The organism is Sphaerochaeta sp. PS, assembly GCF_032144095.1.
Classification (GTDB): domain Bacteria; phylum Spirochaetota; class Spirochaetia; order Sphaerochaetales; family Sphaerochaetaceae; genus Sphaerochaeta.
Window position 1 is genome coordinate 71,333 of sequence record NZ_JAVSNJ010000010.1, and the last position, 18,913, is coordinate 90,245.

At 52.8% G+C, this 18,913-nt stretch carries 13 protein-coding genes; 7 read left to right on the forward strand and 6 right to left on the reverse strand.

Annotated elements, in window-relative coordinates; all coding sequences use genetic code 11:
* Positions 1-313: 313 nt before the first annotated feature.
* Entirely contained in the window at positions 314-1,651 is a 1,338-nt protein-coding gene (gene gdhA / locus ROJ03_RS09395) for an NADP-specific glutamate dehydrogenase (protein ID WP_313726780.1), read from the reverse strand.
* A 243-nt stretch (positions 1,652-1,894) separates the two neighbouring features.
* On the opposite strand from gdhA, the gene ROJ03_RS09400 reads away from it, so the two are divergent.
* Positions 1,895-4,831, forward strand: coding sequence for a PEP/pyruvate-binding domain-containing protein (locus tag ROJ03_RS09400; RefSeq protein WP_313726781.1), 2,937 nt, complete (start codon positions 1,895-1,897; stop codon positions 4,829-4,831).
* 189 nt (positions 4,832-5,020) lie between these two features.
* Complete coding sequence (locus ROJ03_RS09405; protein WP_313726782.1) at positions 5,021-5,317, forward strand: helix-turn-helix domain-containing protein; 297 nt, start codon at positions 5,021-5,023, stop codon at positions 5,315-5,317.
* 39 nt (positions 5,318-5,356) lie between these two features.
* Here the strand turns inward: ROJ03_RS09405 and ROJ03_RS09410 are convergent, their stop codons facing one another.
* From ROJ03_RS09410 to ROJ03_RS09420, 3 genes are read right to left on the reverse strand one after another with little or no spacing between them, the layout of a single operon-like run.
* A complete protein-coding gene (locus ROJ03_RS09410; protein ID WP_313726783.1) occupies positions 5,357-6,049 on the reverse strand; it encodes an RNA pseudouridine synthase in 693 nt (230 codons plus the stop codon).
* Between the two features lie 2 nt (positions 6,050-6,051).
* Positions 6,052-8,025, reverse strand: coding sequence for a DNA topoisomerase IV subunit A (locus tag ROJ03_RS09415; RefSeq protein WP_313726784.1), 1,974 nt, complete (start codon positions 8,023-8,025; stop codon positions 6,052-6,054).
* Complete coding sequence (locus ROJ03_RS09420) at positions 8,025-9,827, reverse strand: DNA topoisomerase IV subunit B (RefSeq protein WP_313726785.1); 1,803 nt, start codon at positions 9,825-9,827, stop codon at positions 8,025-8,027. Before ROJ03_RS09420 ends, ROJ03_RS09415 begins: the two co-directional genes overlap by 1 nt.
* Before the next feature lie 527 nt (positions 9,828-10,354).
* Between ROJ03_RS09420 and corA the strand changes: the two genes are divergently transcribed.
* Positions 10,355-11,398 (forward strand): magnesium/cobalt transporter CorA, encoded by a 1,044-nt coding sequence (gene corA, locus ROJ03_RS09425; RefSeq protein WP_313726786.1) that lies wholly within the window; start codon positions 10,355-10,357, stop codon positions 11,396-11,398.
* Between the two features lie 21 nt (positions 11,399-11,419).
* On the opposite strand, the gene ROJ03_RS09430 is transcribed toward corA, so the two are convergent.
* Entirely contained in the window at positions 11,420-12,292 is an 873-nt protein-coding gene (locus ROJ03_RS09430) for a DMT family transporter (RefSeq protein WP_313726787.1), read from the reverse strand.
* Between the two features lie 126 nt (positions 12,293-12,418).
* Between ROJ03_RS09430 and ROJ03_RS09435 the strand changes: the two genes are divergently transcribed.
* The 4 genes from ROJ03_RS09435 (at position 12,419) to leuS (ending at position 18,292) form a co-directional block, all read left to right on the forward strand.
* Positions 12,419-13,294 carry a GNAT family N-acetyltransferase gene (locus ROJ03_RS09435; protein ID WP_313726788.1) on the forward strand — a complete coding sequence of 292 codons (876 nt, stop codon included), beginning with the start codon at positions 12,419-12,421 and terminating at the stop codon, positions 13,292-13,294.
* A complete protein-coding gene (locus ROJ03_RS09440) occupies positions 13,291-14,379 on the forward strand; it encodes a GNAT family N-acetyltransferase (RefSeq protein WP_313726790.1) in 1,089 nt (362 codons plus the stop codon). Before ROJ03_RS09435 ends, ROJ03_RS09440 begins: the two co-directional genes overlap by 4 nt.
* An 81-nt stretch (positions 14,380-14,460) precedes the next feature.
* Complete coding sequence (locus tag ROJ03_RS09445; RefSeq protein WP_313726791.1) at positions 14,461-15,723, forward strand: hemolysin family protein; 1,263 nt, start codon at positions 14,461-14,463, stop codon at positions 15,721-15,723.
* A 52-nt stretch (positions 15,724-15,775) separates the two neighbouring features.
* Positions 15,776-18,292, forward strand: a complete 2,517-nt coding sequence (gene leuS, locus ROJ03_RS09450) for a leucine--tRNA ligase (RefSeq protein ID WP_313726792.1) — start codon at positions 15,776-15,778, stop codon at positions 18,290-18,292.
* Positions 18,293-18,629: 337 nt separating this feature from the next.
* Here the strand turns inward: leuS and ROJ03_RS09455 are convergent, their stop codons facing one another.
* The gene (locus ROJ03_RS09455; protein WP_313726793.1) at positions 18,630-18,866 is read right to left on the reverse strand and encodes a hypothetical protein; all 237 of its coding nucleotides are present in this window, start codon (positions 18,864-18,866) and stop codon (positions 18,630-18,632) included.
* Positions 18,867-18,913: the final 47 nt, after the last annotated feature.

Genomic DNA, 18,913 nt, shown 5'->3' on the forward strand with positions numbered 1-18,913 from the left:
GTAGTGTTATATTGGTTTTATACCATTACGCTATCATCTCAAACAACTAGTGCGGTTTTCTCCAAAACCCTGCAACAAAACTTTCTCAGAAAAATGCCAAATCCTTACTCTTCAAAGGAGAGAAGTATCCAACCCTTGTTGCATTGTCCCCTATTTCCCGGCTCCAGGAATCCTGAAGACCGGGTCTCCAGGACTCCCATCTTTTCTGTCCCTAGCGTACAAAAATAAATTGACGAGCCTGTAGCCAAAACGGGAGCCCCTTGTGAGGGCTCCCTGCATTTCACTGCTATGTTGGTAATGGAATCTCTCCGCTCTAGTACCCCATGAGCACCATGGCGTCGGCAACTTTTCTGAAGCCTGCAATGTTTGCGCCCTTGAGATAGTTGATGTACCCATCCTCCTGGGTGCCCTCTTTGACACAGCTCTCATGGATGTTCACCATGATGGCGTGCAGCTTTGCATCGACCTCCTCGGCACTCCAGGAGATATGCATGGCATTCTGGCTCATCTCAAGCCCTGAGACAGCAACACCGCCGGCATTGGCAGCCTTTCCTGGGGCATAATTGATCTTCTTTTCGATGAGGAAGGTGGTGGCATCGGCGGCACAACCCATGTTGGATGTCTCGATGACATACTTGGCACCGTTGGCAACCAGGGTCTTGGCATCCTCAAGGGAGAGCTCGTTCTGGATGGCACAGGGGAAGGCCATGTCCACAGGAACTTCCCAAGGTCTCCTGCCAGGCACAAACTTGGCACCAAACTTCTTGGCATAGGGCTCCACCACATCATTGTTCGAAGCCCGTAGGTAGGTCATGAACGCCCATTTCTCAGGCGTGCCGATTCCCTCTTCATCGAGGATATAGCCATCGGGACCACTGATGGTCACAACCTTCGCCCCAAGCTCAGAAGCCTTCATGACAGCTCCCCAGGCAACGTTGCCAAACCCACTTATGGCGATTCTCTTTCCCTTTATCGTGTCATTGTTTCTCGCAAGCATCTGGGAGGCAAAGTACATCGCGCCAAAGCCCGTGGCCTCAGGACGGATGAGGGAGCCTCCAAAGCTCAGACCCTTGCCGGTGAGCACACCGGTGTTCTCGTTGCGGATTCTCTTGTATTGGCCGTAGAGGTACCCGATCTCCCTCAAGCCCACACCCATATCCCCGGCTGGGACGTCGGTATTCGGACCGATATACTTTTCAAGCTCTGTCATGAAGGAACGGCAGAAGCGAAGGATCTCTGCATCACTCTTGCCACGGGGGTTGAAGTCGCTGCCGCCTTTGCCGCCGCCCATGGGAAGGGTGGTAAGACTGTTCTTGAATGTCTGTTCAAAACCCAGGAACTTCAGTGTCCCCAAGCTGAGGCTGGAGTGGAAGCGCAGCCCACCCTTGTAGGGGCCGAGGGCGTTGTTGAACTGGACCCGGTATCCCCGGTTGACCTGAATGTCACCATGGTCATCCTCCCATTCGACACGGAAGGCAAAGACCCTGTCGGGTTCCGTGATCCTCTCCAGAATCTTATATTTCTCATATATTGGATTCTCATTGGTCACATCGATAACGCTCTCAATGACTTCTCGAGCTGCCTGGAGAAACTCCGGCTGTGCAGGGTTCCGTTTTTCCAGTTCTGCCATAAACGATTCAAGCTTGTACATTTACCAGTTTCTCCTTAGAATCACACATATAATCAAATACTTACCGTCGAAGAGTAAACCAGGTGGCGGCACCTGTCAATGAAATTCAGCATCCAAAATCTCGATTATTACCATAAACATCATTATATATTTTATTTTTAATATATATAGTATTATTACTATGTAAAAAATACCTTTATTGCAATTTGCATTTTCTTAGCAAACACTATCCATACCGTATTGGCTCGTGGTAAAATGCCAGGCATGTATAACCTTGACCCCACCTGGCTACCCTTCAGCAACCTTATGCTGAAACACATCTACAACGTGCTTCTCATCTGCAGTGACTACGACCGCTTCCTTCTGGAAGAGGATGGGAGGGTCGAGGAAGAACTCTACCTAGAGTACACCCAGCTAGGGCTCAACAACCCACCGAAGATCACCCATACCAATACCGGTGACGAGGCCCTTGCCCTTGTTGCAGAGAGGTCCTTCGACCTGGTCATCACCATGCTCGACCTTGGCTCCGATCCAGTAGAGGAGCTCGCAACGGCCATCAAGAAGATCGACCCCCAAATGCCCATCATCGTCCTCTCTCCCTCATCAAGCCACAGACGTAACAAGCTTATCAAAGATTCCGACTGCAAGGCAATAGACTATTTCTTTTATTGGCAAGGAGACCCAACTATCTTCCTTGCAATGATCAAGTTGGTTGAGGATCGCATGAACCTTGACCACGATACAGAGGAAGCCGATGTCCAGGTCATCATCCTGGTCGAGGACTCGGTCAGATTCTACTCCTCATACCTGCCGATGATGTACACCTGCCTCATCGAACAGAACCGCTCAAGCATCCTGGAAGCCCTGAACAACTGGGGCAAGACCCTCAGGATGCGAGGTAGGCCCAAGATTGTGCTGGCAAGGAGCTATGAGGAAGCCGAGAGGCTCTACCTCACCTATCGCCACAACATCCTGGGAATCATCACCGACCTCTCCTACCTACGCAAGGGTGTACACGACAAGGAGGCCGGCCTGGAGCTTTGCAAGATGGTGCTCGCAAAGGATGCTGAGGTGCCCATCCTCATCCAGAGCACCGACAGCAGCTACAAGGATAAAGCCCTGGAGGCTGGGGCCTGCTACACCTGGAAGCTCAGCTCCTCGCTGCTCAGCGAACTCAACAAATTCATGAACTCCCATTTCGGCTTCGGCCCCTTCATCTTCCGTGACCCTTCAACGGGCAAGGAGATTGCAAGGGCAGAAACCATGCGCGACCTCCAGCGCCTGCTGCCATCCATCCCTGAGGAGAGCTTCGACTACCACTGCAGGAGAAACGAGTTCTCCCGCTGGCTTCGGGCCCAGAGCCTGTATATCCTTGCGGCAAAGATCAAGGACCTGCAGATCCCAGAACATGGGGATGCCTCCGAGGTGCAGCAGCAGCTCATCGACATCATCAGAAACTACCGGGCTGAGCGGACCAAGGGCGTCATAGCCCAGTTCAGCCGGAACAACTACGACGAAACCCTCTTCTTCAGCAGGATCGGCAATGGCTCGCTCGGAGGCAAGGGCCGTGGGCTCGCCTTCATAGACATGGAGCTCAGGGCAAGCGGAATCCTTGAGAAGTATCCTGATGTCTACCTCTCCATACCCCGTACCGTAGTCATCACCACCGACCAGTTTACCCAGTTCATCGAGGAGAATGAGCTGGAGGAGATCATAACCGCCGCCCTTCCCGACGAGACACTTCTGAAAGTGTTCCTCTCCAAGCCACTGAATGCCGAGCTTGTGCTCAACCTTGCCGAAATCGTCAAGGTCATACACCAACCCATCACGGTTCGCTCCTCCTCCCTGTTGGAGGACTCCCACTTCCAGCCCTTTGCAGGGGTCTATGAGACGTGCATGCTTCCCAACCAGGGAAGCGAGGAACAACGGCTCACCGAGCTGTGCGATGCGCTTCGGTGCGTCTGGGCATCGACCTATTTCAGGCGGGCGAAGGAGTACCTCAAGGCGACCGACCATATGCTTGAGGAAGAGAAGATGGCCGTGGTAATCCAGCAGGTAATTGGCAGCGAACATGGCTCCTACTGGTATCCCAACATCAGCGGTGTTGCGCGGTCGCTGAACTACTACCCCATCGGAGGGGAAAAACCGGAGGATGGGGTCGGCATGCTCTGCTTCGGCTTCGGCAAGTCGGTGGTCGACAACGGCTCCGTGTTTCGCTTCTCACCAAGCCACCCCAGAAAGCCTGTACAGCATCTGGGAGGAAACCAGTCCAGCACCCAAAGCAACTTCTATGGACTGAACCTTGAAGGAGGGTACTTCCCCCTCGCCAAGGAGGGGCTTGAGAACCTTGAGCTGCTGGATATGCAGGAGGCGGAAAAACACCCCGAGTCCTTGCGTTACATTGCCAGCACCTTCGATATGGCGACAGGGGCGATGAGCGAAAGCACCAGGGCAGAGGGCCACAAGATCATAACGTTCAACGGGATCCTCAAGTATGATGCATTCCCCCTTGCCCCCATCGTGCGGGACATCCTCAAGCTGGGCACTGAAGCGATGCGTGCCCCCATTGAGATCGAATTTGCCGTCAACCTCAACAGGAAGGCCCCCAAGAAGCCGGAGTTCAGCCTGCTGCAGATACGCCCGATAGCCCAAGGCAATGAGGAGAGTGATGTGGTGATCACCGACGAGGAGAGAGAGGATGCCATAGTGCTCTCCAATGTCATCATGGGCAACGGAAAGATTTCCGACATCCACGACATCATCTACATCAAGCAGGAGACATTTGATCCCTCCAGGATGCAGGATATGGCAAAGGAACTGGACAAGCTCAATGCTGCTATGGTGTTGCAGGAACGGGACTACGCCCTCATTGTTGCAGGAAGGCTTGGCTCGTGTGACCCATGGCTGGGAATACCTGTGGCATGGTCTCAGATCTCCCGCTCGAAGGTCATCGTCGAGACAGGCTTCCCGGGTTTCCAGGTCGAACCAAGCCAGGGTACCCACTTCTTCCAGAACATGACCAGCCTGGGATGCATCTACATGACCGTCAACCCCATCTACAAGGCGGGGAGGCTGGACCTGCAGAAATTCTCGACGCTCCCCCTGTATGCAGAAACAGAGCACTTCATCCATGCAAGAAGCGAAAAGCCGCTCACCATAAAGGTAAACGGCTTCAAGGGTGAGGGAGTACTCTGCCTCTGACCTCTATTGTTGGCTGTGTTGGGCCTTGTAGCCTGAAATCCAATTCTGGGTATGGTCCCTGATCGCCTGGATATGGAAAAATGAGTACTTGAGATTATCGAAAACCAACCATATAATGATTGCAGGAAAAGAGAAACCCACCTAGAAAGAGCATATACATTACAAGGGAGACAGACAGAGGTACCCGCCATGAGCACACCAAAAAAAACCTATGCATTTGCACCCGATTATGCCGTTATGCCAGGAAAGACATTGCTTGAGACAGCAGAGAGCCTGCAGATGACACAAAAAGATCTTGCAAGGAGCACATCCCTTTCGGAGCAAACAATCGTCAGCATCCTTCAGGGAGAACAGCCCATTACCGCTGCCATTGCAGAGAAACTCGAGAGGGCGACAGGGGTTCCTGCAAGCCTATGGAACAATCTGGAACTCCTCTATCGCCAGCAATTGGACACCTATCCAGACCCATCTCCCTGCAGACAATGAAATCCCACCTTTCGATGGGATTCGTCTGTGAGCAGGAGTCTACTGCCTCACCTGCTCCATAAAGGCGCTCCAGAGATTGTCGAGATCTGGATCTGCAACAACGGTGAGCACCTCTTTCTTTACAGGGTGGACGAAGCTGATCAATCTTGCATGCAGGCAGATGCCTCCATCGGGATTGGAACGTGGGGAACCATACTTCAGGTCCCCCTTGATATGCAGCCCAATTGCGGCAAGCTGCGCCCGTATCTGATGATGGCGCCCGGTATGCAGCTCGATCTCCAGAAGATGGTAGCTCTTGGATGAGGCCACTACCTTGTAGTCAAGCTTTGCGACCTTGCTGCCCGCGCGTTCGATCGAGGTGGCGATGCTCTTGTTCTGCTTGGTATCCCGAACCATATGGTGGATCAGTGTCCCCTCCATCTGTGAAGGGAGGTTGTCGACAATGGCCCAATAGATCTTCTTGACAGAACTCCCCCTGAAAAGCTCATTCAGGCGGACCAGGGCCTTCTCGGTCTTCGCATAGACAACGATCCCGCTGGTTGGCCGGTCAAGGCGGTGGGGAATCCCCAGATAGACATTCCCTGCCTTATGGTAGGTTACCCGCAGGTACTCCTTCACCTTGTCGGCTAGGGTCTCATCCCCTGTCTCATCACCCTGGACCAACTCCCCACACAGCTTGTTCACTATGATGAGGTGGTTGTCCTCATAGAGAATCCTCTCTTTAACGCCCATCATCACTCCTCAACCTCATCAAACAAGGTAGGCTCATCCTGTTTCTCATGCACCAACTCCTTCACCGCCCTCAGGCGAAGCGATGCAATATCCTTCACTACGATCCGTACCCCATTTGCCTTTACATTCTTCACCAGGTAGTCCGAGAAGTAGAACTTCTCCTCCAGGATCCTGAGCCCTGGCTTCGGCTTGTAGGTCACCGTAAGCTCGGCATTCGGATGGGTGGAAAGCTTCACCAGCTTGTAGTTGCCTTCAGGGATCAACGAGTACGCCTTCTTAAGCATGAAGGCTGTGATCTGGCAACGCTTGAGGAAGAGGTACTTGTAGGTCTTCTCCTGGTAGAGCACCGTAAAGGTAAGGTCTGCAAGTGCATCCTTGTCGGCAAACCCGCAGTAGAGCATGCCCTTTCCGACAAACTCCTTCTCGGGAGCGTCGATGACCTGGTAGGTACCATCCTTTCGGATGATGAGGACGCGGTCAAACGGGTTTACCTCAAGCTGGGTGGTGCCGGTCTTGACCCCATAGCCAAGGTACCCATTGGTCGGGTCGTACTTGATCGAGAGGTTACGCTCTGCAACCTCCTTGATATCTATCGACTCAAAGGACTTGATCTTCGTCTTTCTCTTGTGCTCTTCTTCGCCTAGCATCGACTTGAGTTCTGCAAGATAGGAGAGGGCGTACTCGACCAGGTGGCCAAGCTTGTACTCGATATCCTTCAGGATGGCATTGATGCCCTCCATCTCCTGGCGGTTCTTCTCGATGTCAAACAAGCTGATACGCCTGATGGGGATCTTCAGAAGCCGTTCGACATCCTCATCGACAAGAGGCCTGTACAACTGTTCGGAAAACGGCTTGAAGCCAGAAATGACAGCCTGATCTACCTCTGCGGCACTCTTTTTCTGCTCAATCCTCTTGTAGATGCGCTCTTCAATGAAAATACGCTCCAGAGTCCTGGCATGCAGCTTGTCCTGCAGGTGTCCCTTCTCAAGCTCCAACTCAGCCTTCAGGATATCCAACAGGTGAAAAGAATGGTAATCGAGAATCTCCGAAATGCCCATGATGGTAGGCAGGTTGTCCCTGATGACCAGGGGGTTCACAGAGATCTTGGTCTCACAGGCGGTAAAGGCATAGAGAGAATCGATAATATCCTCTGCATAGGTATTTCGGGCCAGGTTTATCTCGATGTTGACCCTGTCGGAGGTGTAGTCGTTGATGGAGCTGATCTTCAGCCGCCCCTTCTTTGCAGCCTCCTCCACAGAGTGGATCATCGCTTCGCTGGTCACCCCATAGGGCAGTTCCTCGATGGTGATCTTCTTTACATCGGAGGTGTTGAGCTTTGCACGGATGGAGACAGAGCCCCGTCCATCATTGTAGGCTTCCACATCGACGATACCGCCACCGGGGAAGTCAGGGTAGAGGGTATAGCTCTCACCTCTGAGCCTTGCGGCCATGGCATCGAGCACCTCAAGGGCGTTGTGGGGAAGGATCGCAGTACTCATTCCGACGGCGATGCCGCTCACACCCTGGATGATGACCACAGGGATCTTGGCAGGGAACGAGACAGGCTCGCTGTTCCTTCCGTCATAGGACTCCGTGAAGGTAGTGAGCTCCGGGTTATAGAGGACCTTCTTGGCAAAGGGAAGCAGGCGGCACTCGATGTACCTGGCAGCAGCTGCGCTGTCGCCGGTCATGAAGTTACCGAAGTTTCCCTGCCTTTCTATGAAGAGGTCAAAATTCGCGAGGTTTACCAGGGCCTCATAGATGGACGAGTCGCCATGGGGGTGGTAGCGCATGGCCCAACCAACCACGTTTGCAACCTTGTGGAACTTGCCGTCATCCATCTCGAACAAGGTATGGATAATACGCCGTTGTACTGGCTTGAACCCATCGGAAAGATCGGGGATGGCCCGTTCCTTGATGACATACGAGGCATATTCCAGGAAATTCTGTCGAAAAACACTTTGTGCCTGCGTCATCAGATAAGATTCTCCATAATGAACTCCCTTCTCTGGGGAGTGTTGCTTCCCATATAGAACTCCAGGGTCTTGTGCATCTCATTCATCCCCACGATTGACACGGGGATCAGGCGGATGTCCTCGCCGATGAACTGCCCGAACTCCTTGGGGTCGATCTCCCCAAGCCCCTTGAACCGCGTAATCTCATGGTTCTTGATCTGAGCCACCGCATCGTCGCGCTGCTTCTCATTGTAGCAGTAGACGGTCTGTTGCTTGTTGCGAACCCTAAAAAGGGGGGTCTCCAAAATATAGAGCCTGCCGGCAAGGACCAGGTCCTCAAAATAGGTCAAGAAGTAGGTCATCAGGAGGTTACGGATATGAAAGCCATCGGTGTCGGCATCGGTGGCGATGATGACCTTGCCGTAGCGCAACCCCTCAAGGCCGTTCTCTATGCCCAAGGCAACCATCATATTGTAGAGCTCTGCGTTCTTGTAGATCTCCGTACGCTTCTTGCCATGGACGTTGAGGATCTTTCCCCGCAGGCTGAAGACAGCCTGGGTCATGACATCCCGCGTCTTGGTGATGGTGCCCGAAGCCGAGTCCCCTTCGGTAAGGAAGATGACCGAACGTTCGCACTCATCGCGGTGGGATGCACTCTGGCCCAGATGGTACTTGCAATCCTTCAGCTTGGGAATGTTCAGGGAGACCTTCTTGGCCGATTCCCTGGCCCCCTTCTTTACTTCATTGAGCTCCTTACGAAGCGTCTCGTTGTTGATGATCTTCTGGTTCAGTTTTTCAGCCGAATCAGAATTCTTCAGCAAAAAATCGATGATGGCATCCTTGACCTCCGAGACTATCCATGACCGTATCTCGGTATTGCTCAGCTTGTTCTTTGTCTGGGACTCAAAGACTGGGTCCTTGACCTTGATGGCGATGGCACCGATGATGCCGTCGCGCACATCCTGGGGGGCCCAGTTCTTCTTGTAGAACTCGTTGATCCCCTTGAGGATCCCCTCCTTGAAAGCCGCCTGGTGGGTACCACCGTCGTTGGTATGCTGGCCATTGACGTAGCTGAAGTAGTTCTCGCCGTAGGAACCCACCACATGGGTAAAGGCAAACTCCAGCTGCTTTGACTGGTGGTGGATCGTTGTGTAGAGCCCCTCGTTGCCCACCTCCTTGTCCAGCAGGTCGAGCAGCCCATGGGCACTCTTGTAGATCTTGCCGTTGAAGTCGAGGGCCAGGCCAGTGTTCAGGTATGCATAGCTCCAGATGCGGGTGATGAGGAAATCCTCATTGAAGGAGTAGTCGCCAAAGAGCTCACTATCGGGGGTGAAGGTTACCATGGTTCCGTCGGCATCGGGGCCCTTGCCCTTCCTTTCGGAGATAAGGACCCCTTTGCTGAAGGTTGCCGATGCATACTCCCCGTCGCGGAATGCCGTTACGGTAAACGCCGAGGAGAGGGCATTCACAGCCTTGGTCCCCACCCCGTTGAGTCCGACGGAGAACTGGAAGACATCGTCGCTGTATTTTGCCCCGGTATTGATGACCGAGACACAATCGACAACTTTTCCCAGAGGGATACCTCGGCCAAAGTCCCTTACCGAGACGCTCTGGTCCTTTACCCTGATGACGACCTTGTTGCCGAATCCCATGATGAACTCGTCAATACTGTTGTCCACTACCTCCTTGAGGAGGATATAGATGCCATCATCAAGATGGGTACCATTTCCCAAACGCCCTATATACATACCAGGGCGCTTGCGTATATGTTCCAATGCACTGAGCGTCTGGATCTTCGATTCATCATATGTTGTCATTGCCATGGGAAAAGTATATCAGATTTCACCGGCAATGGCAAAACCAAAGAACAGGGTGTCGTTTCCCTTTCGGCCTTTCTCTCTATGGTGGATTTTGGTAACGTTGTTCAAGAATGGGAAAGCAACCCCAATTCCCTGGAATGCGCCTTGGATGGATGCCCTGTACCCCAAAATGCTGGAGAGACGACCTAGTCTGTCCCTTTATCCAGATCCGGTACAAAGGTCCTGTCTTTCAAGGCCATTGCCAAACAAACCCTTGGAAGGAAGAGGCCTATCAGAGCAAGCGTTCCATCCGCTCTTTGGTTTGTTGACTACATCTAACCCCAAACCAGTAAGGAAACTATGAGAGAGGTATGAGAAAAGTATGAGTTTTTGTATCCAGAGCTGGTACCCTTCCCAGGTTGTGAAAAATCCCCGGGAAGCGGGGCGTTTCCCGTTGCCATCAGGCTACTGGTACGTTACCCTACAGAGGAGAAACGAAGAGTGCAGCTACCCTGCTTTCATACTAGCCTAGTCTACAAGGAGCCCTACAGATGCCGGACAAGAGAAACCTATTTCTCCAGCACAAGAAAAAAGAAGGGATGCGTCCAGGCTCCTTAATCTATGTAGGCGATACTGAGTGCGAACAGACACGAGTCAGGACGCACATCTACAACGATGAAGGACTAACCACTGTCGAAGGGTTCTCCATGCAGGAGAGCGAAAAGCAGAGATGGATAGAGATCTCTGGCCTTTCTGACATCAAGGGCATCGTGGAGATAGCCAAGAAGTTCTCCCTCTCCAACCTCAGCCTTGAGGATGCATTCTCCACCGACCAGAGGATGAAGCTGGACTACTACGACTCCTACTTCTCCCTTACCCTCAGGGTCCTGGATACCCCCAAGAAAGCCGAGGAACAGCTGAGCCTCTTTGTCGGGGACAATTGGCTCATAAGTATCGTGGAACATGCCAGTGACATCTTCCTTCCCGTATTCGCCTATCTTTCAGGAGAGCAGATCAAAACAAGGAAGGCCAATACCCACCTGCTCTTTCATGCCCTGGTGGACAGGGTGGTCGACCAATATCTGGTACGTGCCGACGAACTGGACCAACTGACCGAGGAGATGGAAGAGCTGGTCATCAACACCCCGGAGAAGATCACCGCATCGGACATCCATAGGCACAAGCGAAGGATTCTCCACCTCAGGAGGATCACCCTCCCCTTGAAGGACCTGCTGACAAATCTCATCCGATCGGAATTGGTCAGCCTGGAGAAACCGACGGTCCACCTCTTCCGCGACACATCCGACCACGCTCTCTGGCTCAGTGAGGAGTGTGAGATGCTGCGTGACACCGTCAGTGGCCTGATGGAGGTCTACCTCTCCAGCCTGGACATGAAGATGAACAAGATCATGAAGGTGCTCACCATCATCTCCACCATCTTCATCCCCCTGACGTTTTTGACCGGCCTCTATGGGATGAACTTCATGCACATCCCCTTCGCTGCCCAACAATGGGGCTTCTATGGAATGGTGTTTTGCTGTGTGCTGTTGGTCATCATCATGGCAGGGTGGTTCAAGAGGAAGCGCTGGTGGTGACAGAAATGGAGGATTAGCTCGCTACATTTTTTTGGTCTTTACCTGGTAGAGGCTGTGCAAGGTAATCGACAACACCACTATTGAGGCGCCAATCATGAAATCGAGGGTGGGAGCCTCCTGCAAGAACAGCCAGACATAGAAAATCCCCAAGACAGTTTCACTTGAGTTGATCAGTGCGGCCTCCGGTGCATTGATGTATCGAGTCCCTGTGCCGATCATGGTCTGGGAGAAGGGGATGACCAACAACCCCAGAAGGGCCAAGGGAAAGAGTGACTCTGGCGGTATTCGTAGATTTCCTCTTGAGACGACAAGCGCAAAGAGGGAGCCTGTCAGTCCACCGATCATCACAAGGGGCAAGCGGGCCATCTCTGTATGGTTTCTCATGAATGCCAGGTTTGACCCAAGGAACAGGGGAGCAGAGAGTGCAAAGAGGATACCCTGTACCTCCATGTCACCAAAGCCTTCCCTATACATGAACCATACGCCGAATATGGATAGACAGGTTGCCGCAATGGTGCTTAGGGAAGGCCGTTTCTTGTAGAAGACGGCGCTAAACAGAGCAGCAAACAGAGGGGAGAGCGAGATGAGGACCAGGGTGTTGGCAGCCCCTGCACTCTTGACCCCTAGGGTAAAGCCAATTCCACCAAAACCCCACATCAAACCACTGATAAGCATGGGTAATCCACCGGAACCAAGGATGGGGAGAGCCTTTCTTCTGGTAGTACCAAAAAAAAGCACCGAACTGGAAATGCAGGTAAAGAGGGCTCGGTAAAAAACAACACCAATGCCGCCCGTCCCCGACAGCCGTATAAGCAATGCATCAAAACTCAAGACAACCGTACCGAGAATGGCAAAGGCCAAGCCTTTCACATATATCCGTTTTTCTTCTTCCAATTACTGCTTCCTTTCCTCTATTCTGGCCTGTGCAATGTAGCAAAGTTTCCCCATCTATATAAGAGGTCTCCCAAAACGGTGCAGACACCCCTGTAAAACACTACCGGGCTTTTATGAGGAGACCTTTTGCTGTATTCTGTCACCCATCATAGATGCAGGATGGTAATGATGGTGGAGATGCGAACACTGGGTCAGATAAGCAGGAAGGAGCTTACTGCAACATACAACCAGGCCTTCAGCGACTACCAGGTGGCTGTGAACATGACCGAAGAACAGTTGGGCAAGGCCCTGGCAAGGAACGGCTTTCAAAAAGACATCTCGATGGGCTTGTTCGATGGACAGGCGCTTGTCGGATTTGTACTCAATGGAGCTAGGGACAACTACTGCTATGACTGTGGGACAGCCATCATCCCCTCCTATAGGGGCAAAGGGTATGCCTGTCTCCTTGCAACCGAAACGCTGGCCCTTCTTCGGGACCAAGGCCTCCATACCTGGGTACTGGAGGTACTCTCCGACAACAAGAGGGCAAAAAAGCTCTATGAGACCATCGGATTCACCACCCAAAGAGAGTTCAACTGCTACCAGATCCAGGCAGAAACCCTCATAGATGAGAGCAAAGCAACGGTAGAATTGAAAAGGCAAGAGACCTTCTTTGTCCCCTCAGGGGAGTGCCTACCCAGTTGGCAGAACACGAAGGAGGCAATCCTTGCAGGGGAAGTCCCTGTCTGGGATATCGTATTCTCTGCCAAAAAAGTTGGGGTCCTCTCTTTTGACCCCCTGTCAGGGTCAATAGCCCAGCTCTATATTGATGAACAGGAAAGAAGGAAAGGGTTTGCCGGGCAAGCCCTCATTGCAGCGGCCCATCTCTGCAGGACAGAGTTTCTTCGCTTCATCAACATCGATGCAGGCTACAGGCCACTGAACACACTACTGGAAAAACACAGCTTCAGCCTCTTTGTCACCCAGGATGAGATGACACGAACCCTAAGGACCAACGCATGAACGCCTATTCCATCAATCTCATTCGTGACGACCAGATAGCCCAGGCGAAGGCCCTGATGAGCTCCTGCTTCGAGGCAAAGCTTGCCTCCATCTTCTACCTCCATCCAGAATCGACCCTGGTGGTCACCTATTTTGACCGTGTGGTTGCAGGGATCAACCTGGATGTATACCGAGTAAACAAACAGGTGAAGATGGGCTACATCGGCTGGCTCTACACCGATGAGAAGCACCGGGGGAAGGCCCTTGCAGGGCTGCTGCTCACCGAGGCCATGGCCTTTCTTGAAAAACAGGGGTGCACCGAGATCTCAGCATGTGTGGAAGGGGACAACCCAGCCTCCTTCAAACAGCTTGCGAATAGGGGCTTTTCCATCCTGGGACTTTGGCAACAGCTCAGACGGTTTGGATTTGGGACACCGGTGGTCTACCGCCACGCTTCCCGTTTCTTTGACATGGGCTATTTTCTCTGGCACAAAAGCCTCATAGGGGATACGGGCAAAGAGGCGGCAGTAGGGGCCAAGGCCTTGGTCCTCACCCTCGTTGGCAATACCCTGCTCTTTCTCTTCTCCCTGATGGGGTGGAACCTACTGGGCCTATCGGGCTTTCATCCCTTCCCCTTATCTAATCTGCAACACCCGGTGCTTCTGCTTGCCACACCCTCGCTCTTTTTGCTTGGGAGAACCTTGGCAATGCTTATCTGGGCGAAGATCAAAAAGAGAGAAGTGGTCTATCGTAGCTGGGATACTGCCTGGATAGCCGCGATCCTGCTCTCCTTAGGCTTGGGCCTTCCCTTCCCCGTTCCGGGAAACCTCTATGTCAAAGGGATAGGGTGGAAGCTCAAGGAGGAGACACCACTATTGGCAATGATGGCAATCCTGGGACAGGTGGCGGTAGCCGCCCTCTGCCTGGTTGTCCCCAAAGGCGTGCCCCTACTCTTTGGCCTCTGTCTGGTAACCCTCGACACCCTCTTTTTCTTCTACCCCTTCTGCGGGTTCAATGCGAGCAGGGTCAAACGGTGGGGGAAAAAACCCTTTGCCATATCGGTGGTAGTTCTACTTGCGGTTTTGCTCTCTGTATTGGTATACTAGCCACATTATGGATGACCCGTTACCTAGTTTAGGGTGCTCAAGCGAACACCCACCCGAATCTTTTGTGCTTTGGATGTGCCTATGAGTGCACAACTGATAGCCATACTTGTTCTACTCTTGCTGTCAGCGGTATTTTCGGCAACGGAAACCGCATTTACCTCCCTTTCGTTCATACAGCACAAGACCCTCCAGAACAAACGGAGCAGAAGCGCCCGCCTTGCCTACGCCCTGAGCCAGAAGAATGACATCCTGCTCACCACCGTTTTGGTAGGCAACAATGTCGTGAACATCTCCGCATCGGCTTTGGTAACCACCTATGCCATTCAGGTCTTCTCGAACCATGCGGTAGGATATGCAACAGGGCTGCTTACCATTGCCATCCTCATCTTCGGGGAGATAACCCCAAAGCAGATCGCGATGAGCCACAACATGAAGATCGCCACCTTCATGGCATACCCCATCAAGGCGCTGACCATCATACTCTTTCCCGTAACCTGGCTTCTGATCCGGCTCTCCCATCTCATCACCCACCTCTTTGCAAAGAACACCGAACCTGCCATCACCACCGAAGGGGTCAGGCATATGGTGGGGGCTGCCGAGGACTTCGGGCTCGTCGACCAGTATGAATCAGACCTCATGCACCGGGCCATCCAGTTCAGCGATACCCAGGTAAAGACCATCATGAGCCATAGGACAAGCGTCTTCTGCATCAGCGATGAAATGAGCATAGGAGCGGCCTTCCCCTCCATCGTCCGTTCCGGCTTCTCCAGGGTTCCTGTCTACCACCAGACGGTTGAGGATATCATCGGGGTGGTGCTGGTTCGCGATATCCTGCGTGCCCAGCTGGACAAGAACCTGGAGAAGAACATCACCACCATCATGCGCAAACCGCTCTTCGTTCCCGAACAGATGCACCTCGATGATGTGTTCTTCCTCTTCAAGAAGGACAAGCTGCAACTGGCCATCGTCCTGGACGAATATGGCGGCTTCAGCGGGGTGGTGACCATGGAGGATGTGGCTGAACAACTCTTCGGAGAACTCTATGATGAGCATGAACGGCGCTACCCTGACAGGATCGTCGAAAAGGACCAGAGACCTGGCACCTACCTGGTCATGGCCGATACCCCATTTCTCCAGCTGGTCGACGAGCTTTCCCTCCACTACGAGCATGAGGGGCCGAAAACCAGCACGGTGGCGGCCTACCTGATGGGCCTAACCGGGGATATCCCCCAGGATGGGGATGTCCTGCAGTCGCCAATCGGGACCTTCCGAATCGTGACCATGCAAGGCAACCGCGTCGAAGAGGTGGAGTTTTCCCCTTCCATCGACGATGCAACCCTATAATTGGAGAACGTTTGGCGTTGACCTAACATAGCTGCAAATGTATGATTGCCCCATGAGCAAATACCCCTTCCATGAAATAGAAACCAAATGGCAACAGTACTGGGAAGAGAACCAGACCTTCGCAGTTACAGAAGATGAGACCTTTCCCCCTGAAAAGCGCAAGTATGTGTTGGACATGTTTCCCTATCCTTCCGGATCGGGCCTCCATGTGGGACATCCTGAAGGGTATACAGCCACCGACATCTATTGCAGATATCTCAGAATGAATGGGTTCAATGTCCTCCATCCGATGGGATTTGACTCCTTTGGCCTTCCTGCAGAGAACTATGCCATCAAGACGGGTACCCACCCGAAGGCAACCACCGAAAGGAACATCGATAACTTCCGCAAGCAGATCAAGAGCCTGGGATTCTGCTACGACTGGAACCGAGAGGTAGCGACCCACAGCAGTGACTACTACCGCTGGACCCAGTGGATCTTCATTCAGCTCTTCAACAAGGGCCTTGCCTACGAGTCCCACACCCCCATCAACTGGTGCACCCAGTGTCTTACCGGCCTGGCCAACGAAGAGGTCAAGGACGGCAGGTGCGAACGGTGCGGAACCGCAGTGGTACGAAAGAATATCCGACAGTGGGTGCTGAAGATCACCGACTATGCCGACAAGCTGCTCTCCGACCTGGACAGCCTTGACTGGCCTGAATCCGTAAAGCTCATGCAACGCAACTGGATCGGCCGCAGTGAAGGTGCCTCCGTATTCTTCCGACTTGAGGATAGTGACGACCAGCTTGAGGTCTATACTACCAGAGCCGATACCCTCTTTGGGGCTACCTACATGGTTGTCTCTCCTGAGCACCCCTTGTTAGGACAACTTACGAAAGAATCCCAGAAAGCAAGCGTTGCCGCCTATATCGATGCGGCAGCCCACAAGAGCGATCTTGAGAGGACCGACCTTGCAAAGGACAAGACCGGGGTATTCACCGGCAGCTATGCGATAAACCCCGTGAATGGGAAAAGGATTCCCATTTGGGTTGCCGACTATGTACTGATCAGCTACGGAACTGGTGCCATCATGGCAGTTCCTGCCCACGATACCCGTGACTGGGAGTTTGCAAAGAAGTTTGACCTTCCCATCATCGAGGTCCTGAAAAGTGAGATCGATGTACAAGAGCAGGCTTGGACCGAGGATGGAGTGCACGTCAACAGCGGCTTCCTTGATGGAATGAACAAGGATGATGCCATCGAAGCCATGATAGCCTGGCTGGAGGAGAGAAACCTCGGGACAAAGGCAACCAACTACAAGCTTCGTGACTGGGTATTCAGCAGACAGCGCTACTGGGGCGAGCCCATTCCTTTGGTGCACTGCCCTACCTGTGGCATAGTCCCCCTCAAGGAGGACCAGCTTCCCCTGCTGCTTCCGGATGTACAGTCCTATGAACCCAGCGGTACTGGGGAGAGCCCCCTTGCAAAGATTGACGAGTGGGTGAATACCACCTGCCCGGTCTGTGGAGGGAAGGCAAAGAGAGAGACCAACACCATGCCCCAATGGGCAGGTTCCTGCTGGTACTACCTTCGCTACATCGACCCCAAGAACACCGAGAGGTTTGTCTCAGAAGAGAAGGAAAAGTACTGGATGCCCGTCGACCTCTATGTAGGGGGAGCCGAGCACGCGGTGCTGCACCTGCTCTATGCACGGTTCTGGCATGAGGTGCTCTATGACCTGGGCTTCGTCGCCACCAAGGAACCCTTCCAGCGCCTGGTGAACCAGGGGATGATCACATCCTTTGCCTATCAGAGGGCTGACAAGAGCCTGGTTCCCACCGATATGGTGGAGGAGTCTGCCCCAGACCAATATGTTGAGAAGGCTACCGGAGAGAGGCTTGAACGTGTCGTCGCCAAGATGTCCAAGAGCCTGAAGAATGTCATCAACCCTGATGAGATCATCACAGAGTTCGGGGCCGACTCCATGCGCATGTATGAGATGTTCATGGGACCTCTGGAAGTCTCAAAGCCTTGGGCAACGACCGGCCTCAGTGGCGTGTACCGCTTCCTGGACCGCGTCTGGCGTCTCCAGGAGGAGAGGACCATCTCCGATGAGGAGCCTTCCGAAGAGATCCTGAAGGTGCTGCACAAGACCATCAAGAAGGTTACCCACGATACGGATACCCTGAACTTCAACACGGCCATCAGCCAAATGATGGTTCTGGTAAATGAGCTCTACAAGATAGACACCCTGCCAAGAGTTGTGTGGGAGACCTTGATCAAGCTGCTTGGCCCCTACGTCCCTCACCTTGCAGAGGAGCTTTGGCAACTCTGTGGCAATGAGCCCACCTTGGCAAATGTCCCCTGGCCTCTCTATGACGAGAGCCTTACCGTCGATAGCGAGGTCGCCATCGTCTTCCAGGTAAACGGAAAGGTCCGCTCCAAGGCTGTCGTGGAAAAAGGAACGGAGAAGGAAGAGCTTTTGCGCCTTGCAAAAAGCGATGAGAGAATCCTTACCTGGCTCGAAGGCAAGACCATCGTCAAGGAGATCGTCGTTGCCGACAAGCTGGTAAACCTGGTGATCAAATAAGGTCGGCAGCGGAAGAAAAAAAGGGGCTGTTCCCTAAGTCTGATGGAAAAATCAGGTTTAGGAGCAGCTCTTTTTTTATAGGTAACGGTAACGCCGATGGGTCACCGTTCCTTTCCAAAGGTCGAAACCAACCTTTTACCAACCATTGCTCACTATGTGCCCCCTGCAAAACCAGAGAATGTTCAGGAGGCTTGCATAGCACCCATAGCTAACCTCTGCCCTATATCGGCGATTGATGGAGGGCAAGGGGCAAAAAAGTAGGAGCCAGTGAATTTTCCCAAATTCCCTGACCCCATAGTATGCAAGCTTGTTAGTCCTGACCCGCTTTGGTTCTTGGTTAGTTTGCTAGTATGAACAGCATCCTTTCCTCTGCCTTTTCCTGTACCGAATAGGAGAAGTTGTCCGTATTGCTGCTGATGATGAATCCATCGTACGTATCTGTGATGGTTGTCCTATCGGCTATATAGGCTGAGAGTCTCAGCACTGCCGTACTGTATACGTTTGCAGAAAAGAGGGATGAAGTGGCTACTGCCATGAGAATGATGACTGTCAATGTTGTTGCTAGCTTCTTCATGTGCTCCCTCCTTTTTTGAACTTGTTACACCTATATGATGGAATAAG